This is a genomic window from Nocardioides marinus, assembly GCF_013408145.1.
Lineage (GTDB): Bacteria > Actinomycetota > Actinomycetes > Propionibacteriales > Nocardioidaceae > Nocardioides > Nocardioides marinus.
On the sequence record NZ_JACBZI010000001.1, the window covers coordinates 2,637,888 to 2,653,767 of the forward strand.

The following is a 15,880-nucleotide window of genomic DNA, read 5'->3' on the forward strand; positions in this document are numbered from 1 at the left end:
CCCGGGATCAGCCGGGGCTCAGCCGGGGATCTGCCCGAACGACCCGCGCTGGAAGTCCTGGTAGGCCTCGAGCACCTCGGCCTTGGTGTTCATCACGAACGGCCCGGCCCAGGCCAGCGGCTCGCGGATCGGCTGCCCACCCACGACGATCACGTCCATCCGCGGGCTGCGGCTCTCCTGGCTGCCGTCGGCGGTCAGGGTGAGGTAGTCGCCCGCGCCCATCGCGGCCGCCTGGCCGGTGCGGATCGGGCGGGCGTCGTTGCCCACGGTGCCGTGGCCGTTGAGGACGTAGACCAGTGCGTTGTGCTCGACCTCCCAGGGGAGCTCGAGGCGCGCGCCGGGCTCGAGGGTGGCGTGCACCAGCGTCATCGGGGTGTACGTCGACCCCGGCCCCGCGTGCCCGTCGACCGAGCCCGCGATCACGCGCACGAGGGCCCCGGCGTCGGGGGTGGTGAGCAGCTGGACCTCGCCGGAGCGGATGTCCTGGTACTTCGGGGCGCTCATCTTGGCGTCGCGCGGGAGGTTCACCCACAACTGGATGCCGTGGAAGAGACCGCCCTGGGTGACCATCCACTCCGGCGGGGCCTCGATGTGCAGCAGGCCGCTGCCCGCGGTCATCCACTGGGTGTCGCCGTTGGTGATGGTCCCGCCACCACCGTGGGAGTCCTGGTGGTCGAAGGTGCCGTCGATGATGTAGGTGACGGTCTCGAAGCCGCGGTGCGGGTGCCAGGAGGTGCCCTTGGGCTCCCCGGGCGCGTACTCCACCTCGCCCATCTGGTCCATCATGATGAACGGGTCCAGCGCGCGCAGGTCGAGGCCGGCGAAGGCCCGGCGCACCGGGAAGCCCTCCCCCTCGTAACCCTGGGGGGCGGTGGTCAGCTGCCACACCGGGCGCGGCTGGTCGCCGAGGCCGGGGGTGCGCAGGCGGGGCAGGACGGTGAGGTCGTCGACGGTGATGGCAGGCATGGGTTCCTCCTCGGGGATGGTGGAACGCAGAACATCGTTGAAAGTCGAACTATTCCGTCGCTCCGGTGCCCCGCAACCGCCGCACCCGGCCGCTGCGGAGACGCGGGGCTCCGGTCGGGCTACCCGGCACTGTCCCCCAGCCCGGGCACCGGCAGGGCCAGGCGGACACGGGTGCCCGCCCCCTCGGTGGACTCCAGCCGCAGGCTGCCGCCGTAGCCCGTCAGGATGGTGCGTGCCAGACCGAGCCCGAGGCCGGCACCCTGGATCTGGCGTCGCATCGCGTTGCTCCCCCGGACGAACGGCTCGACCACCCGGTCGACCTCGTCCGCCGGGATCCCGATGCCCGAGTCCTGCACGAGGATCGACACCTGGGTGGCGTCCTGCTCGGTGCGTACCCGGACGTCCGGGCGCCCGGCGCTGAACTTCACGGCGTTCTCGAGGACGTGCCCCAGCGCGTCGGCCAGGTGACCGCGCCGTCCGACGACGTGCATCGCCCGGTCGGGGAGGTCCAGCCGGATGGCCCGCAGGTCGGTCCCCCGGCTCAGCCGGGCACAGGCGTCGCGCACCACGTCAGCGACGTCGACCACCTCCCGGGGCACCGGGTCCTCGACCGCCGAGTGGGCGAGGAGGTCGTCGACCAGCGCGAGCAGACGGTCACCGCCGCGTCCGATGCGGGCCACGGCCCCGCGGAGCACCTCCTGGCTCTCCTGGTCCACGGGCTCCTCGAGCATGTCCGCCACCAGCTCGGCGTTGCCCAGGATGCTGGTGAGCGGGGTCCGCAGCTCGTGGCTGACCGTGGAGACGAAGGCGTCCTTGGCCCGGTCGACCGCGACCTGGCGGGCCAGCGACTCCTCCAGTGCTCTGGTCGCGGCCAGCAGCTCGGTGACGTCCTCCGAGGTCGCCAGGTGTCCACGCGGCCGCCCAGCGGAGTCGCGGAGCGGGGCGAAGGTGAGCTGGTGCTGCCGTACGGCGCCGTCGGCGCGCCGGAGGGAGACCGCCACCGCCCCCGGCCGCTCGGCCAGGGCCGCTGCCACCGAGGAGACGTCGGCCCGCACGCCGAGCTCACCGGCCAGCCGTTCCAGCTCGCCGTCGGCGTACAGGATGTCGGCGGGCCCACCGAGCAGGTCGGCCGCGTCGTGGCCGAGCAGCCGGCGGACGCCGACGTTCACGTCGGTGATGTCGCCGTCGGCGTCGATGCCGACGATGGCCGCCCCGGGCGTGGCGTCGAGGACCTGCTGGAGCAGGTCCCGCTGCCGGGCGGCCGCCTCGGTGCGCTCGACCTGGTCCGCGGCGAAGAGCAGGGCCCCGCAGGCGGTCAGGGCGAGCACGAAGGCGTAGCCGGTCACGACGTAGGCGATGCCGTCGTCGTCGAGGGCGAAGGCCCGGCCCGCATCGACGAAGGCGCCGGTGCCCAGCAGGGTCGCGGCCATCAACGAGACCAGGGCTCCGTACATCTGGGCGAGCGACTCGCGGGCCGAGACCCGCAGTGCCCCCCAGGCGATGACCGTGGGCAGCAGCAGCAACGAGAGCACCTGGGCACCGGCCGGGAGCAGCGCCAGGACGATGAGCAGGGCCGCCAGCGTGCGCTGGACCACGCGCTCGCGCCTCCTGCCGAGCGGGGCATGGCTCGGCAGGTCGGCGACCAGCGGGACCAGGGTCAGCAGGGACGAGGCGCCCGTGACGGCGTAGCTGAGGGGCATCAGCCCGACCACTCCACCGGTCACGGCCAGCTCGACGAGCACGCCCTGGACGGCGCTGGCCAGGCCCACCTTGCCCGTCACGGACAGCAGGTGGCCGAGGTCGCCGGCGTCGTGGAGCCGCAACCCCACCTCCCGGCGCAGCAACGCCCCGCCCCAGCCGGTGAGCACGAGGGCGCCGGCCCCACCGGCCAGCACGGCCGCGGGCGGGTAGCCGGCCGTCCAGTACGCCGCCGCGACCGCGAGCCCGATCGGCAGGGCGACCGCCAGGCACACCCCCCACGATCGCGGCAGCAGCGAGGCGGCGATGACCGCGGGACCGACCGACCACACCGCCAGGACGTGGTCGGGGTGCGGGGCCACCTGGAGGTTGGAGAAGCTCGTGACCGCAGCCAGGACGGCGAGTCCGACCCCGATGCGCTCGATGCGCAGCATCCCCATGCTCCGATCCCCACCCGGCCCCATGCCAGGTGAGCATCGAGCCTGCCAGATCCGGCGCGCGAGCGGGCCGACTCGCCGCGAGTCGTCCGGCTGGCTCAGACCAGTGCGGGCAGCTCGACGTAGAACGTCGTGCCGACGCCCTCGGTGCTCTCGACGCGCACCGAGCCGCCGTGCTGGTGGACCACAGCGTGCGCGATCGACAGCCCCAGCCCACTACCCGGGATGGCCTGGCGCTGGGCCAGTGAGGAGCGGAAGAACCGGGTGAACAGGTGCTCCTGCTCGCTGAGCGGGATGCCGATGCCGGTGTCGCGGACCACGACGAGACTGCCCTCGTCGCGAGGCACCAGCGAGACCTCGACCTCGCCGCCGGAGGGTGTGAACTTCACCGCGTTGCCGACCAGGTTGACCAACGCCCGCTCGAGCATGTCGCGGTCCCCCAGGAAGGGCATCGGCTCGTCGGGCACCCGCACGTGCAGCCGCAGCCCACCGGTCTCGGCGGCCGGCTGCACGACGGCACAGGCGTCCTCCACGACCTTGCGCAGGTCGACCAGCCGCGGGGCGAGGTTGAGCCCGTCCTCCTGCAGCCGCGACAGCGTCAGCAGGTCGTCGATGAGGCCGAGCAGACGTCGGGCGTTGGAGGCGACCTTCTCGACCGCGGAGCGCTGGGGCGGGGAGAGCTCACCGAGCGTCTCGTCCTGGAGCATCTCGAGGTAGCCGTGGATGCTCGTGATGGGGGTGCGCAGCTCGTGGCTCACCGAGGAGACGAAGGCGTCCTTGACCGTGTCCACCTCCTGCATGCGCTGCAGCGCCTGGCGCAGCGCCTCCTCGGACTCGACGCGGTCCGTGACGTCCTCGGAGGTGCTGACGTAGCCGACCACCCTGCCCTGGTCGTCGGTCACCCGGCTCAGCGTCATCGAGTGCGTGCGATCGACCCCGTCGGCCCGGGTGAAGGCCATCTCGACGGCGACGGCACCGCGACGCAGCAGCTCCCCCGCGACGCTGCGGAAGTCGGGGGCCACCCCCAGCTCCGCCGCCTTCGCCTCGACCGCCGCACGGCTGTGCAGCATCTCGGTGCTTCGACCCAGGACCTCCTCCGCCCGGTAGCCCAGCATCCGCTCGGCTCCGGGGTTGAACAGCGAGATACGGCTCCGCTCGTCGGTCACGATGATCGCCACGCCCGTGGCGCTGCCGACGATCCGGTCCAGGGTGTCCCGCTCGGCCCGGGCCTCCTTGGCCATCTCCACGCTCTCCCCCACCCGCAGGATCAGCGGCACCACGATCAGCGCGCAGACGGCGGCGAACAACGCCAGCAGCACGCCACGCACGTCACGGTCGAGGCCGTAGATCTCCGGCGCCGCCGCGAACGGGCCGCGGTCCGCGGTCGTCAGCACGATCGCGAGGGACAGCAGGAGGAGCATCTGGGCGATCGCCTCGCGCGCGGAGATGCGCAGAGCGCTCCACGCGAGCAGCGGGATCAGGAGGTAGACCAGCGGCGGGGTGTCCTCGGCGATGAAGACCAGCGGCGCCGCGACCGTGATGAGCAGCCACTGCAGTGCGTACTCACCGCGTCCCGCGACGGAGTGGTGGGCCGGCAGCGTCGCCCAGAGCGGGGTGAGCACGAGCAGGGAGCTCAGGTGAGCGGTGCCGAGCGCCAGCGCCACGAAGGAGGGGTGCCCGAAGCCGGTGACCAGCGAGGTCGCGGCACTCCCAGCGGCAGCCACCGCCCCGCCGAGCAGGCAGGCCACGAACCACCGACGCAGGTCCGCGTCGCGCTGCAGCAGCCAGCTGCGCTCTCGGCCCCGGGCCAGCAGCCACCACACCAGCGCGACCTCGACGCCGATGGTGACGGCGTACCCCGCGGCGACGGCCCAGGGACGACCGCCGAGGCCGACCGTGAGCAGCGCGAGCACCACGACCGCCGCCAGCATCGCCGGGACCCGGCGTCGCGGAGCGAGCAGCAGCGCACCGACCGCGGCCCCGACCGGCCAGATCCCGATGACCTTCCCGTCGTCGGGGGCGGCCGAGACGGCGGCGAAGCCGGCCAGCGCCGTCACGGCGAGCAGCGCGGACACCCTGACCTGCCAGGACGTCGACGACCAGCGCAGCACGCGCACCCCCCTCCTCACCGTGACCTCACGGTCCACTGCGGCAGCATCCATCAGACCACCCCGGCGGGTCCGGCACCATCGTCGGCGCGCCCTCCCTCCTACCCGTCCGGGCGGATCCGATGGCTAGGTTGGCCGCGTGAGCACCGACACAGCCAGCCGCAGCCACTACGACACCGTGGTGGTCGGGGGCGGTCACAACGGCTTGGTCGCCGCGGCGTACCTCGCCCGGGCCGGCCTCTCGACCCTCGTCCTCGAGCGCCTCGACCACACCGGCGGCGCCGCGGTCTCCGCGCGTGCCTTCGAGGGGCACCCGGTGCGGCTCTCGCGCTACTCCTACCTCGTCTCGGTCATGCCGGACGCACTGATGGCCGACCTGGACCTCGACGTCACCCTGACCTCGCGCCGCACCGCGTCCTACACCCCCACCCTGCGCGGCGGTGCCGCCTCCGGGCTGCTCGTCGAACGACCCGAGGGACGCCGGACGGCGGAGTCGTTCGCAGCACTGACCGGCGGCACGGACGAGTACGCCGCGTGGCAGCAGTTCTACGGCGAGCTCGAGCAGATGGCCGGCGTGCTCGCACCGACGTTCCTCTCCCCGCTGCCGACCGAGCGCGAGCTGCAGGCCCAGGTGGGCGAGACGATCTGGCGCGACGTCGTCGAGCGCCCTCTGGGCGAGGCGGTCGAGCGGCGCTTCCGCGACGACACCGTGCGCGGGGTCGTCGGCACCGACGGCCTGATCGGCACCTTCGCCTCGCTGCACGACGCCTCGCTGGTGCAGAACAAGTGCTTCCTCTACCACCTCGTCGGCAACGGGACCGGCGAGTGGCGGGTCCCGGTCGGGGGCATGGGCGCCGTGACCGACGGCCTGCTCAAGGCCGCCGTCACCGCCGGCGCCGAAGTGCTCACCGGAGCCGGGGTCTCGCGCATCATCCCGGGCGCGGACGGCGTGGAGGTCGTCTGGGACGGCGCCTCGGGCTCGCGCTCGGTCACCGCCGGCCAGGTGCTGTCGGGGGTGGCGCCCTGGGTGCTGCGGATCCTGCTCGGCGAGGGCGAGCACCCCGACAAGCCGGTGGGCTCCCAGCTGAAGATCAACATGCTGCTCGACCGCCTGCCCCGGCTGCGCAGCGGCGTGGACCCCACCGAGGCCTTCGCCGGCACCCTGCACCTCGGCGAGGACCACTCCCAGATCGAGCGCGCGTACGCCGAGGCCGCGGCCGGGCAGGTGCCCACGACGATGCCGGGCGAGGTCTACTGCCACTCCCTGACCGATCCCTCGATCCTCGGCGACGCCCCCGAGGGGACGCACACCCTGACCTACTTCGGCCTGCACACCCCCGCGACCCTCTTCGAGACCGACCGTGAGGCCCGCAAGGCGCTCGCCGTGGAGCGGGCGCTGGCCGAGCTCGACAAGCACCTCGCGGAGCGAATCGCCTCCTGCATCGCCACCGACGCGCACGGACGCCCCTGCATCGAGGCGAAGATCCCCCAGGAGATCGAGGCCGACCTCGCCATGCCGGGCGGGCACATCTTCCACGGCGACCTGGAGTGGCCCTGGGCGGCCAACCGGGCGCTGCTGGACACCCCCGCCGCGCGGTGGGGAGTGCAGACCGGTCACGAGCGGGTGCTGCTGTGCGGCTCCGGCGCTCGACGCGGCGGCGCCGTCTCCGGCCTGGGCGGTCACAACGCCGCGCAGGCGGTCCTCGAGTCGCGATGACCGCGCTCCCGGCGGGCCGTGGCCCCGACGTACGCCCTCGATTTTTCGCGACGGCCCCTCGCTGGTAACGTTCACGTCGCTTCACCGGGCGCCATTAGCTCAATTGGCAGAGCAGCTGACTCTTAATCAGCGGGTTCGGGGTTCGAGTCCCTGATGGCGTACAGATCGAAGGGCCCCAGGTCGATGACCTGGGGCCCTTCGTCGTCTTGGCCGTGATGCACCACGGAGGCCTCAGGTGCCTCACCGTGGGACCGACTGGTCCCCCAGCCCCCTTTTCCCCCCGCCCAGGATCAAGAAGAAGCGCAAGCGCCGCTGAGCCCCGCCCGACCACCGGGCCCTCCCCCGTCCGCGCACCGGTCGGGGGTGGCCGGGCACCTCCCGGCCGAGCATGCTCGGGCCATGTCGTTCGTACGCACCATGGCGCGCCTGGCCCTCGGCTCGGCGATGGTCTTCGCCGGCACCGCCCACCTGACCTTCGCCCGCGAGGAGTTCCAGGCCCAGGTCCCCGACTGGTTCCCGCTGGACGAGGACCTCACCGTCCTGGGGTCCGGGATCGTCGAGATCAGCCTCGGGGCCGCCCTCGTCGCCGCCCCGAGGGCGCGCCGCCCGCTCGTCGGCGGCCTGCTGGCGGCGTTCTTCGTGGCGATCTTCCCCGGCAACATCGCGCAGTACGTCGAGCACAAGGACGCCTTCGGGCTCGACACCGACACCAAGCGACTGGTGCGGTTGTTCTTCCAGCCCGTGCTGGTGGCCTGGGCGCTGTGGACCGGTGAGGTCCTGCGCCGGCGGGACTGACCGGACCCAGCCGGACTACTCCGCGGTCCCCGGCTCGGGTCCTCAGCCGCGCCGAGGCCGCACGACCTGCGTGACCAGGCGCACCTGGGCGAACAGCGCACGCACCGTCTCGGCGTCCGGCACGGTCCGCGCGGACCGGAAGGACCGGGCCTCCACGACGAGACCGCCCTCGACCGTGGCGCCGAGGTAGGTCAGGAAGCCGGCGTCGTCACGGACGGGCGTCCAGCCCAGCGAGGCGAGCGACTCGCACGCGGTGTCCCAGGCGGCGGTGAAGACCGAGTGCCCGTCGAGCAGCACGTCGTCCTCGGGCCGGGGGCATACGACCAGGCCGTAGCCGCTGGCAGGGTCCAGGTGCGCGGTGTGGAACGAGTCCAACGACATCGTGGGCAGCATGGCGGCTCCTCCTCTACGACGATCTTCAGGCTGCGGTGAAGAACCCGGCCTCACCCAGCAGGTCGGCGCACCGACCGCACAGGCGGACGTCCTCGGCCCACGGGTCGTGCTGCGAGCGGCCGCGACGGCCCTCGACGACGGCGCGCACGGGCTCGACGTGGTGGGTCGAGGCGCACCAGCCACGCACCTCGGGACGCGGTGCGGGCGCCTCCTGCCGGCGTACGACGGAGACGACCGTGGACCCGCGCAGTGACCGGTCACCGGAGCGGGTGGCCAGGCCGTGGCGCACGAGGGCGTCGGCGACCTCGGCGGAGCGCACGGTGAAGTCGAACCCACCCAGCGCGGACCGCTCGGCCTGCGCGAGGACCGTGGCGTCGATCCAGGTGCCACCGGCCCAGGCGCCGCTGACCTCGACGGTGCGGGTGCCGACCCGCACGCCGGGCACGGGGTGGCCCGTCTCGGTGACGGTGCAGCTGGTCATCGCGGGCCTCCCTCCAGGCACTGGTGCGGTGTGCTCGTCTCAACGAGCACACCGCCGGGAGGTCACGGCCCGGTCACGACCGGACGGGCGGCCGTGACGCCGAGCCGGCGCATCCTTCCGTGCCTGCTGCCCGCGAGGACGTGCCGGCCGGCCCGCGACGTCGGGTCAGGGAGCGGGCTGCCCCCGGCGCCGGTGGGTCCGGGCGAACACCCAGGTCCGCATCGAGGCGAACCGCACCACGGTGACCGCCAGGTTGGCCCCGGTGAGCACCACCACCTCGGCGCGGTGGCCCGAGCCCCCGAGGGCGTGCAGGGCCCACAACGAGCCGGTCGTGGCGGCCAGCCCGAGGCCCAGGAGCACCAACCCGCCCGCGTGGTGGCGCACCAGCCCCTCGCGGCCGCGCACGCCGAAGGTGAGCCGCCGGTTGGCCGCGGTGTTCGCCACCGCCGACAGCAGCAGCGCCCCGACGTTGGCGGCGAAGGCGTCCAACGGGCCGCGCAGCAGCAGGTACAGCAGCGCGTAGAGGACCGTCGAGCCCACACCCACGAGCCCGAACACGCCCACCTGCATGCCCAGGCGCCCGCCCCCGGCCTCGGCCGAGACCCGCCCCAGCCGCTCCCCCACCTCCGCGACCGGCACCCGCCCGGTGACCAGCCCCCGGCCCAGCCGCGCGATGCCGCGCACGTCGTCCACCGCCGTACGCCACAGGTCGACGCGGCTGTCGGGGTCGTCGACCCAGTCCACCGGCACCTCGTGGATCCGCAGCCCGGCGCGCTCGGCGAGCACCAGCAGCTCGGTGTCGAAGAACCACGCGTGGTCCTCGACCAGCGGCAGCACCTCGCGCGCCACGTCGGCACGGATCGCCTTGAACCCGCACTGCGCGTCGCTGAAGCGGGCCCGCAGCGCGCCGCGCAGCAGCAGGTTGTAGCCCCTGGAGATGACCTCCCGCTTCGCGCCGCGCTCGACGCGCGACCCGCGGCGCAGCCGGCTGCCGATCGCGACGTCGGAGTGGCCGCTGACCAGCGGGGCGACCAGCGGCAGCAGCGCGTTGAGGTCGGTGGACAGGTCCACGTCCATGTAGACCAGCACGTCGGCGTCCGACGCGCTCCACACCCGCTTCAGCGCCCGGCCGCGGCCCTTCTCCGCGAGGTGCACCACGTGCACGGCGGCGTGCTGGTGGGCCAGGCGCCGCGCCACCACCGCGGTGCCGTCGGTGCTGGCGTTGTCGGCGATGGTGACCCGCGAGCGCCACGGGAGGGTCGCCAGGTGGGCGAGCACCCGCTCCACCGAGGAGGCCAGGACGCGCTCCTCGTTGTAGACCGGGATGACCACGTCCAGCACGGTGGTCACGGCCGCGGCGGCACCGGGCGGTACGGACGCTGAGTGACCGCTGCCGACCAGCGGCTGCCCGGCACTCACGACCGCACCGTCCCATCGCTGGGAGCGAGCACGTCGGCGGTTGCCGACGGCGCCGTCAGGTCGTAGAGCGTCACCCCGTCGACCGTGGTGGCGGCGAAGGTCTGCGCCACCCACGCGGAGATCTCGCTGCTCGCCTCGCTGCCGCCGAGCTGGGTCCCCCGCCCGCCACCGCCGCCGCCGATGAACCAGTGGATCTCCCCGGCATCGACCAGGGCCTGGAACTCCTCCACCGTCGGCGAGGGGTCCGAGCCGTTGAAGCCGCCGACGGCCATCACCGGCTCCTCGGTGGCCAGCTGGTAGCCCGAGGCGGAGTTCGAGCCGACCGCGGCGGCGATCCAGGTGTAGTCGTCGGCGTCCTGCAGCAGCAGGTCGCTGAGTGCCGCGCTGGGCTCGCTGCCCGTCAGCAGACCGCCGGCACCCCCCTGGCCGCCCGGTCTCCCGCCGAACGCGCCACCGGGCACACCACCGGGCACACCACCGGGCACACCACCGGGCACACCACCGGGCACACCACCGGGCAGGGCTCCCGGCGCGCCGATACCACCGGGACGCCCACCTCGGCCGGCGCCGGTGCCGACGTCCACCGCCGGGCCGGCCGTCGGGATCGATCCGGTGTGCGGGGTCGCGGCCGTCTGCACGGCGTACGCCGTGGGGCCGGCGAGCGCGACGACGACCGTCGCGAGGGCGACCGCCACCGTCGCGCGCCGCGGCAGCCAGCGGGCCCCGGCGACCGCGACCGCGGCCAGCAGCCCCAGGGCCAGCACGGCCCAGCGCAGCCACGGCACGAAGTCAGCGCTGCGACCGAGCAGGACGACGGCCGTGACCGTGACGACGCCGACGGCCACGGCACCGACCGCCGAGCCGTCCACCGTGCGACGCCGCTCCCAGGCCAGCCGACCACCGATGCCGACGAGCGCCGCGATCGCCGGCGCGAGGGCGACGGTGTAGTAGCTGTGGAAGATGCCGGCCATCAGGCTGAAGGTGAGGGCGGTGACGACCAGCCACCCTCCCCACAGCAGCAGGGCGGCGCGCACGCCGTCGGTGCGCGGGGCGCGACGGGTCCACCACAGGCCCGCGACGAGGAGCAGCAGCGCGAGCGGCAGCAGCCAGGCGACCTGCCCGCCGATCTCGGCATCCAGCAGCCGGGTCAGCCCGGTCTCGCCCCAGCGCCCACCGGTCCCGCCCGCGCCGCCTTGGCCCCCGCCACCGACGACGGCCCCGGTCTGCTCACCGGTGAGACGGCCCAGCCCGTTGTACCCGAGGGTGAGCTCCAGGACGGAGTTGGTCTGCGAGCCGCCGATGTAGGGGCGGCTCGCGGCCGGCCACAGGGTCACGATCGCGATCCACCACCCGGCGGCCGCGACCATCGAGCCGAAGGCGACCAGCAGGTGACCGACCCGCCGCGGCAGGTCGCTGCGCGCGGCCACGAGGTAGACCAACGCGAAGGCCGGGAGCACCAGGAAGGCCTGCAGCATCTTGGCGAGGAACGCCAGTCCCACCAGGGCACCGGCCAGGGCGAGCCACCGCACCGGGTGCCGGACGCCGTCCTCGACCGCCCGCAGCACGGCGTAGGCCGCCGCGACCAGCAGCAGCACGAGCATGGCGTCGGGATTGTTGAAGCGGAACATCAGCGCCGCCACGGGCGTCGTGGCCAGCGCGGCTCCCGCCACCAGGCCGGCGGTCCCCGAGCCGGTCGACCGGCGGACGGACGCCGTCAGCAACCAGACGGCGAGCACCCCCTCGATCGCCTGAGGCACGAGGATCGCCCACGACGACAGGCCGAAGACCCGCACCGAGAGCGCCATCGGCCACAGCGAGAGGGGGGTCTTGTCGACGGTGATGGCGTTGGCGGCGTCGGAGGAGCCGAAGAAGAACGCCGTCCACGACTCCGAGCCCGCCTGGACCGCCGCGGAGTAGAAGCTGTTGGCCCACCCGGAGGCCCCGAGACCCCACAGGTAGAGCAAGGCCGTGGCCGCGAGCAGCGCCACCAGGGCGGGGCGGTAGTGGTCAGGCCCGGGTCCGGCCGGGTCGCCCTGCGGGTCGGGAGTCGGGTCCCGGGTCGGGTCCGGGGTGGAGTCGGCGTGGTCGAGGGTGCTGGCACTCATGACAGCACCGTGGCCGCCCAGGCTGGCGGGCCCGTGTGCCCGGCCTGTGCGGCGCCTGTGAGCCGGCGCCCCGCCCCGGGCTCAGGAGGTGCGCGCCACCAGGTCCACGATGCCGCGGGCCAGCTCGGGGCCGACGTCCTCCTGCACGAAGTGCCCGCCCACGAGCCGGGCGTGCGGCTGGCCCTTCGCGCCGGGGACGTGCGCGATCAATGGCCCGTCACCCCGGCCGAGGATGGGGTCGAGCTTGCCGAACAGGCACAGGAACGGCCGGTCGTAGCGCCCCAGCGCCGCCCAGGCCGCGCGCTGCGCGGGCATCGCCGGGTCGTCGGGGTCGGTCGGGACCAGCTTCGGGAAGACCCGGGCGCCGGCCAGGTGCCGGCGGGTCGGGAAGGGCGCGTCGTACGCCGCCCGCTCGGCCTTGGAGAGCGTGCGGTGCGTCCCGACGGCGACGATGCGGGAGATCGGCAGCACCGGCGTCCACCGAGCGAAGGCCCGCCAGACACGGAAGGCCGTGGTGGGCGCCTGCTCCCCGGCCGGCAGGAAGCCGTTGCCGACGACGACCCGGGCGAAGCGCTCGGGCTGCTCACCGACCATCCGCAGCCCGATCAGCGAGCCCCAGTCCTGGCAGAACAGCGTGATGTCCGCGAGGCCGAGCTCGTCGCACAGGGCGCGGGTCCAGGCGACGTGCCGGGCGTAGGAGTACGCCGCGGGGTCGGTCGGCTTGTCGGAGCGGCCGAACCCGACCAGGTCCGGCACGACCACGCGCAGCCCGGCGTCGAGCAGGACCGGGACCATGTGACGGTAGAGGTAGCCCCAGGTGGGCTCGCCGTGCAGCAGCAGCACGACCGGCGCGTCACGCGGGCCCTCGTCGACGTAGGCCATCCGCAGCGGCCCCGGGCAGGTGTCGTCGCCGGGCGAGCCGACCTCGGCGTACTGGGGCGTCCAGGGGTAGTCGCTGATCGCCGCGAAGCGCTCCTCGGGCGTACGGACGAGGTCCACGGTGGCCTGGCGGGGAGTCTTCGGGCTCATGCGACCATCCTGTCAGGAGCGCCCGCCGCGGGCCTTTGCTCAAGGAATCCTCAAGATTGCCGCAGGTTGGCTCAAGGTCTCCACAAGTCCCTTCCGCCCGGGTCGGGGCACTGTCACGGTCTCCCCATGACCCCCCGCAACGCCCTCTCCGCCGCCGCCGTCGCCGGCATCCTCGCCGCGAGCCTCGTCGCCGGCGCCACCGCGGCCGAGGCCACCCCCGTCGGCAACTGCCCCGACGCCGTCGTCGTCCCCGGCAACGCCGACTCGCTGACCGTGTCCGCTCCCGCGGGCCAGGTCATCGCCGGCTACTGCGTGAAGGCGGCCGGTCTCAGGGGCACCCAGGGCGAGCCGGAGTACGTCACCCTGGCCGCGCCGGTGACCTCGATCGTGCTGCGCCACACCGACGGCGGGAACCTCACGCACTACTCGCTGGTGCTCAAGGCCGCCACCGTGCCGACGCCCGACCCCGAACCCACCCCGGACCCCGAGCCCACCCCGGACCCCGAGCCCACCCCGGACCCCGAGCCCACGCCCGACCCGGAGCCCACGCCCGACCCGGAGCCCGAGAGCACCCCGAACCCGCCGGCGATCAAGAACGGCAGCTTCGACTGGGACTGGACCTACGAGACCCCGCAGTGCGACGGCCTGGTCGTCGCCTACCCCAGCAACATCCCCTCGGGTCAGTCCAACGACGTCAACATCCGCCTGGAGACCGACCAGGGCCAGGTCACGCTCAACTACCACCTCGACCAGGGCACCTGGTCCGGGACGACCGCCTTCGTCTACAGCCAGCACCGCCTGTGGCCGGCCGGCGTCACCGAGTACACCGTCACCTGGACCCAGGTCGGTGGCAGCAACTACCACTGGCAGGGCGCTGTCGAGTGCGCCCTGGGTGAGGTCTCGCCCGAGACCGGCACCCGCAACGGGTACGCCGTCGTCCGCACCCCCAGCACGCCGGGCACGGACACCGGGGCCGAGGACGGCTCCGAGGCCCCCGACGTGGTCGAGGGCTACCGCACCGGCCGCACCACGGTCTCCAAGGGCCAGCGCGTCGGCAGCGACATCGTCGTGGTCCGCGGCCTGGACGACTGCGACGTGGAGCTGCAGAAGCAGACCAAGCGCGGCTGGAAGAGCATCCGGACCGTGACGGCGAAGGACGGCAACGCCATCGTCACCTACCCCAAGCAGCGCAAGAAGGGGACCTACAGCTACCGCCTCACCGCCGGCGACTACGTCAGCGACGTGCTGACCGTGAAGGTCCGCTGAGCGAGGCGGCACCAGACGCACCTCTGGGGAGGGAGTGCGGCAGAGCGGGCCCCGGTCGACACCTGTGTCGGTCGGGGCTCGTTCGCGTCCCCACCCCGCCCGCCGCGGCACGGGCCGACGCCGGCCGCGCAGGCCACGGCAGCCAGAGGTGGGTCAGAGGTAGAGGCCGGTGGCGTCGTCGCCGACCCGGTCCGCCGCGACAGCGTGGACGTCGCGCTCGCGCATGACGACGTACAGCTCGCCGTGCACCTCGACCTCGGACTTGTCGTCGGGCTCGAAGAGCACCCGGTCGTCCTTCTGCACCGCGCGGGCGTGCGGCCCGACGGCCACCACCCGGGCCCACGCCAGGCGGCTGGCGCCCATCGCGGCGGTGGCGGGGATGACGATGCCGCCGGTGGAGCGACGCTCCCCGGCCTCCTTGTCGACCTCGACGAGCACGCGGTCGTGCAGCATCTTGATCGGCGTCTTGTCGGCCACCTTCGAACCGACCCGGCTCAGCTGGTGAGCTTGCGGACCAGCACGAAGGCGGCCACGACACCAGCCACGACGCCGACGCTCTTGAGGATGTTGTCGGTGCGCGGCGCGCCGGTCTCGACGTCGACGTAGTGGGCCTTGATGGTCCACACCTCGCGGCCGACGATCGTCTTGGGGCTGGCGCGGTGCAGGAGCTGGTCGATGGTCCCCGCCAGGCGCTCGCGGGTCTCCTCGATCTCGCGCTCGAGGGCGGTGGGGTCGGCAGTCACGGCGGCCACGCTACCAATGTCGTTCCCCCGGGCGCCGTCACCCCGTCGGTACCCGGGACCAACCCCGGCCACGCTCGGACGCGAGGTCCCCTCCGCCCCACCCCTCGGGGCTGGCTAGGGTCGTCAGCACCCCGACCCCGAGGAGGAGCACCCACCGTGAGCGAGACCCCGCGCCTGTCCCCCGGCGACACCGCCCCCGACTTCACCCTCACCGACGACACCGGCACCGAGGTGAGCCTGTCGGGCCTGCGCGGCCGCAAGGTGATCGTGTACTTCTACCCCGCCGCCATGACCCCCGGTTGCACCAAGCAGGCCTGCGACTTCACCGAGTCGCTGGAGTCACTGCGCGGGGCCGGCTACGAGGTGCTCGGGATCTCCCCGGACAAGCCGGAGAAGCTCGGGAAGTTCCGCGAGAAGGAGTCGCTGGGCATCACCCTGCTCTCCGACCCCGACAAGTCGGTCATGACCTCCTACGGCGCGTTCGGCGAGAAGAAGCTCTACGGCAAGGTCGTCCAGGGCGTCATCCGCTCCACCTTCGTCGTCGACGAGCAGGGCGCGGTCGAGCTGGCGCAGTACAACGTCAAGGCCACCGGCCACGTCGCCAAGCTGCGCCGCGACCTGGGCCTCGACGCCTGAGGGTGCCCGGCCACCGGACCGGTGGTCGAGCAGCGACCGGGCGTCCCGGTGGTCGAGCAGCGAGCGCCAGCGAGCGGGCGTCGAGAC

The 15,880-nt window shown here is 73.6% G+C and carries 14 protein-coding genes and 1 tRNA gene; 5 read left to right on the top strand and 10 right to left on the bottom strand.

What is annotated here, in order from left to right; translation table 11 throughout:
• Positions 1-18: 18 nt before the first annotated feature.
• The 3 genes from BKA05_RS12490 to BKA05_RS12500 all read right to left on the bottom strand — a co-directional run bounded on the left by BKA05_RS12490 (position 19) and on the right by BKA05_RS12500 (position 5,212).
• Positions 19-966: a pirin family protein gene (locus BKA05_RS12490; RefSeq protein ID WP_179531718.1), complete on the bottom strand. Its 948-nt coding sequence runs from the start codon at positions 964-966 to the stop codon at positions 19-21.
• 119 nt (positions 967-1,085) lie between these two features.
• The gene (locus BKA05_RS12495; protein WP_179531719.1) at positions 1,086-3,104 is read right to left on the bottom strand and encodes a sensor histidine kinase; all 2,019 of its coding nucleotides are present in this window, start codon (positions 3,102-3,104) and stop codon (positions 1,086-1,088) included.
• Positions 3,105-3,199: 95 nt separating this feature from the next.
• The gene (locus BKA05_RS12500) at positions 3,200-5,212 is read right to left on the bottom strand and encodes an ATP-binding protein (protein ID WP_179531720.1); all 2,013 of its coding nucleotides are present in this window, start codon (positions 5,210-5,212) and stop codon (positions 3,200-3,202) included.
• Positions 5,213-5,348: 136 nt separating this feature from the next.
• On the opposite strand from BKA05_RS12500, the gene BKA05_RS12505 reads away from it, so the two are divergent.
• From BKA05_RS12505 to BKA05_RS12515, 3 genes are all read left to right on the top strand, one after another.
• On the top strand, positions 5,349-6,926 hold the full coding sequence (locus BKA05_RS12505) for an FAD-dependent oxidoreductase (RefSeq protein WP_179531721.1): 1,578 nt from the start codon (positions 5,349-5,351) through the stop codon (positions 6,924-6,926).
• An 88-nt stretch (positions 6,927-7,014) separates the two neighbouring features.
• Positions 7,015-7,087: transfer RNA gene (locus BKA05_RS12510), tRNA-Lys, on the top strand.
• Between the two features lie 256 nt (positions 7,088-7,343).
• Positions 7,344-7,721, top strand: a complete 378-nt coding sequence (locus BKA05_RS12515) for a DoxX family protein (protein ID WP_218842919.1) — start codon at positions 7,344-7,346, stop codon at positions 7,719-7,721.
• Positions 7,722-7,763: 42 nt separating this feature from the next.
• On the opposite strand, the gene BKA05_RS12520 is transcribed toward BKA05_RS12515, so the two are convergent.
• The 5 genes from BKA05_RS12520 to BKA05_RS12540 form a co-directional block, all read right to left on the bottom strand.
• Positions 7,764-8,114 carry a hypothetical protein gene (locus tag BKA05_RS12520; RefSeq protein WP_179531723.1) on the bottom strand — a complete coding sequence of 117 codons (351 nt, stop codon included), beginning with the start codon at positions 8,112-8,114 and terminating at the stop codon, positions 7,764-7,766.
• 25 nt (positions 8,115-8,139) lie between these two features.
• The gene (locus BKA05_RS12525) at positions 8,140-8,595 is read right to left on the bottom strand and encodes a hypothetical protein (RefSeq protein ID WP_179531724.1); all 456 of its coding nucleotides are present in this window, start codon (positions 8,593-8,595) and stop codon (positions 8,140-8,142) included.
• Positions 8,596-8,760: 165 nt separating this feature from the next.
• On the bottom strand, positions 8,761-10,014 hold the full coding sequence (locus tag BKA05_RS12530) for a bifunctional glycosyltransferase family 2/GtrA family protein (RefSeq protein WP_343045657.1): 1,254 nt from the start codon (positions 10,012-10,014) through the stop codon (positions 8,761-8,763).
• Positions 10,011-12,119 (bottom strand): glycosyltransferase family 39 protein, encoded by a 2,109-nt coding sequence (locus tag BKA05_RS12535; RefSeq protein ID WP_179531725.1) that lies wholly within the window; start codon positions 12,117-12,119, stop codon positions 10,011-10,013. The genes BKA05_RS12530 and BKA05_RS12535 overlap by 4 nt, the downstream gene beginning before the upstream one ends.
• A gap of 81 nt (positions 12,120-12,200) precedes the next feature.
• A complete protein-coding gene (locus tag BKA05_RS12540) occupies positions 12,201-13,148 on the bottom strand; it encodes a haloalkane dehalogenase (RefSeq protein WP_218842399.1) in 948 nt (315 codons plus the stop codon).
• A 126-nt stretch (positions 13,149-13,274) separates the two neighbouring features.
• On the opposite strand from BKA05_RS12540, the gene BKA05_RS12545 reads away from it, so the two are divergent.
• Complete coding sequence (locus BKA05_RS12545; protein WP_179531726.1) at positions 13,275-14,414, top strand: hypothetical protein; 1,140 nt, start codon at positions 13,275-13,277, stop codon at positions 14,412-14,414.
• Between the two features lie 153 nt (positions 14,415-14,567).
• Here BKA05_RS12545 and BKA05_RS12550 read toward each other — a convergent pair whose 3' ends face one another.
• Both BKA05_RS12550 and BKA05_RS12555 read right to left on the bottom strand, forming a co-directional pair.
• Complete coding sequence (locus BKA05_RS12550; RefSeq protein ID WP_425489720.1) at positions 14,568-14,891, bottom strand: GroES family chaperonin; 324 nt, start codon at positions 14,889-14,891, stop codon at positions 14,568-14,570.
• 17 nt (positions 14,892-14,908) lie between these two features.
• Complete coding sequence (locus tag BKA05_RS12555) at positions 14,909-15,157, bottom strand: DUF3618 domain-containing protein (protein ID WP_179531727.1); 249 nt, start codon at positions 15,155-15,157, stop codon at positions 14,909-14,911.
• A gap of 156 nt (positions 15,158-15,313) precedes the next feature.
• On the opposite strand from BKA05_RS12555, the gene bcp reads away from it, so the two are divergent.
• A complete protein-coding gene (bcp, locus tag BKA05_RS12560; RefSeq protein WP_179531728.1) occupies positions 15,314-15,793 on the top strand; it encodes a thioredoxin-dependent thiol peroxidase in 480 nt (159 codons plus the stop codon).
• The last annotated feature ends 87 nt before the right edge of the window (positions 15,794-15,880 follow it).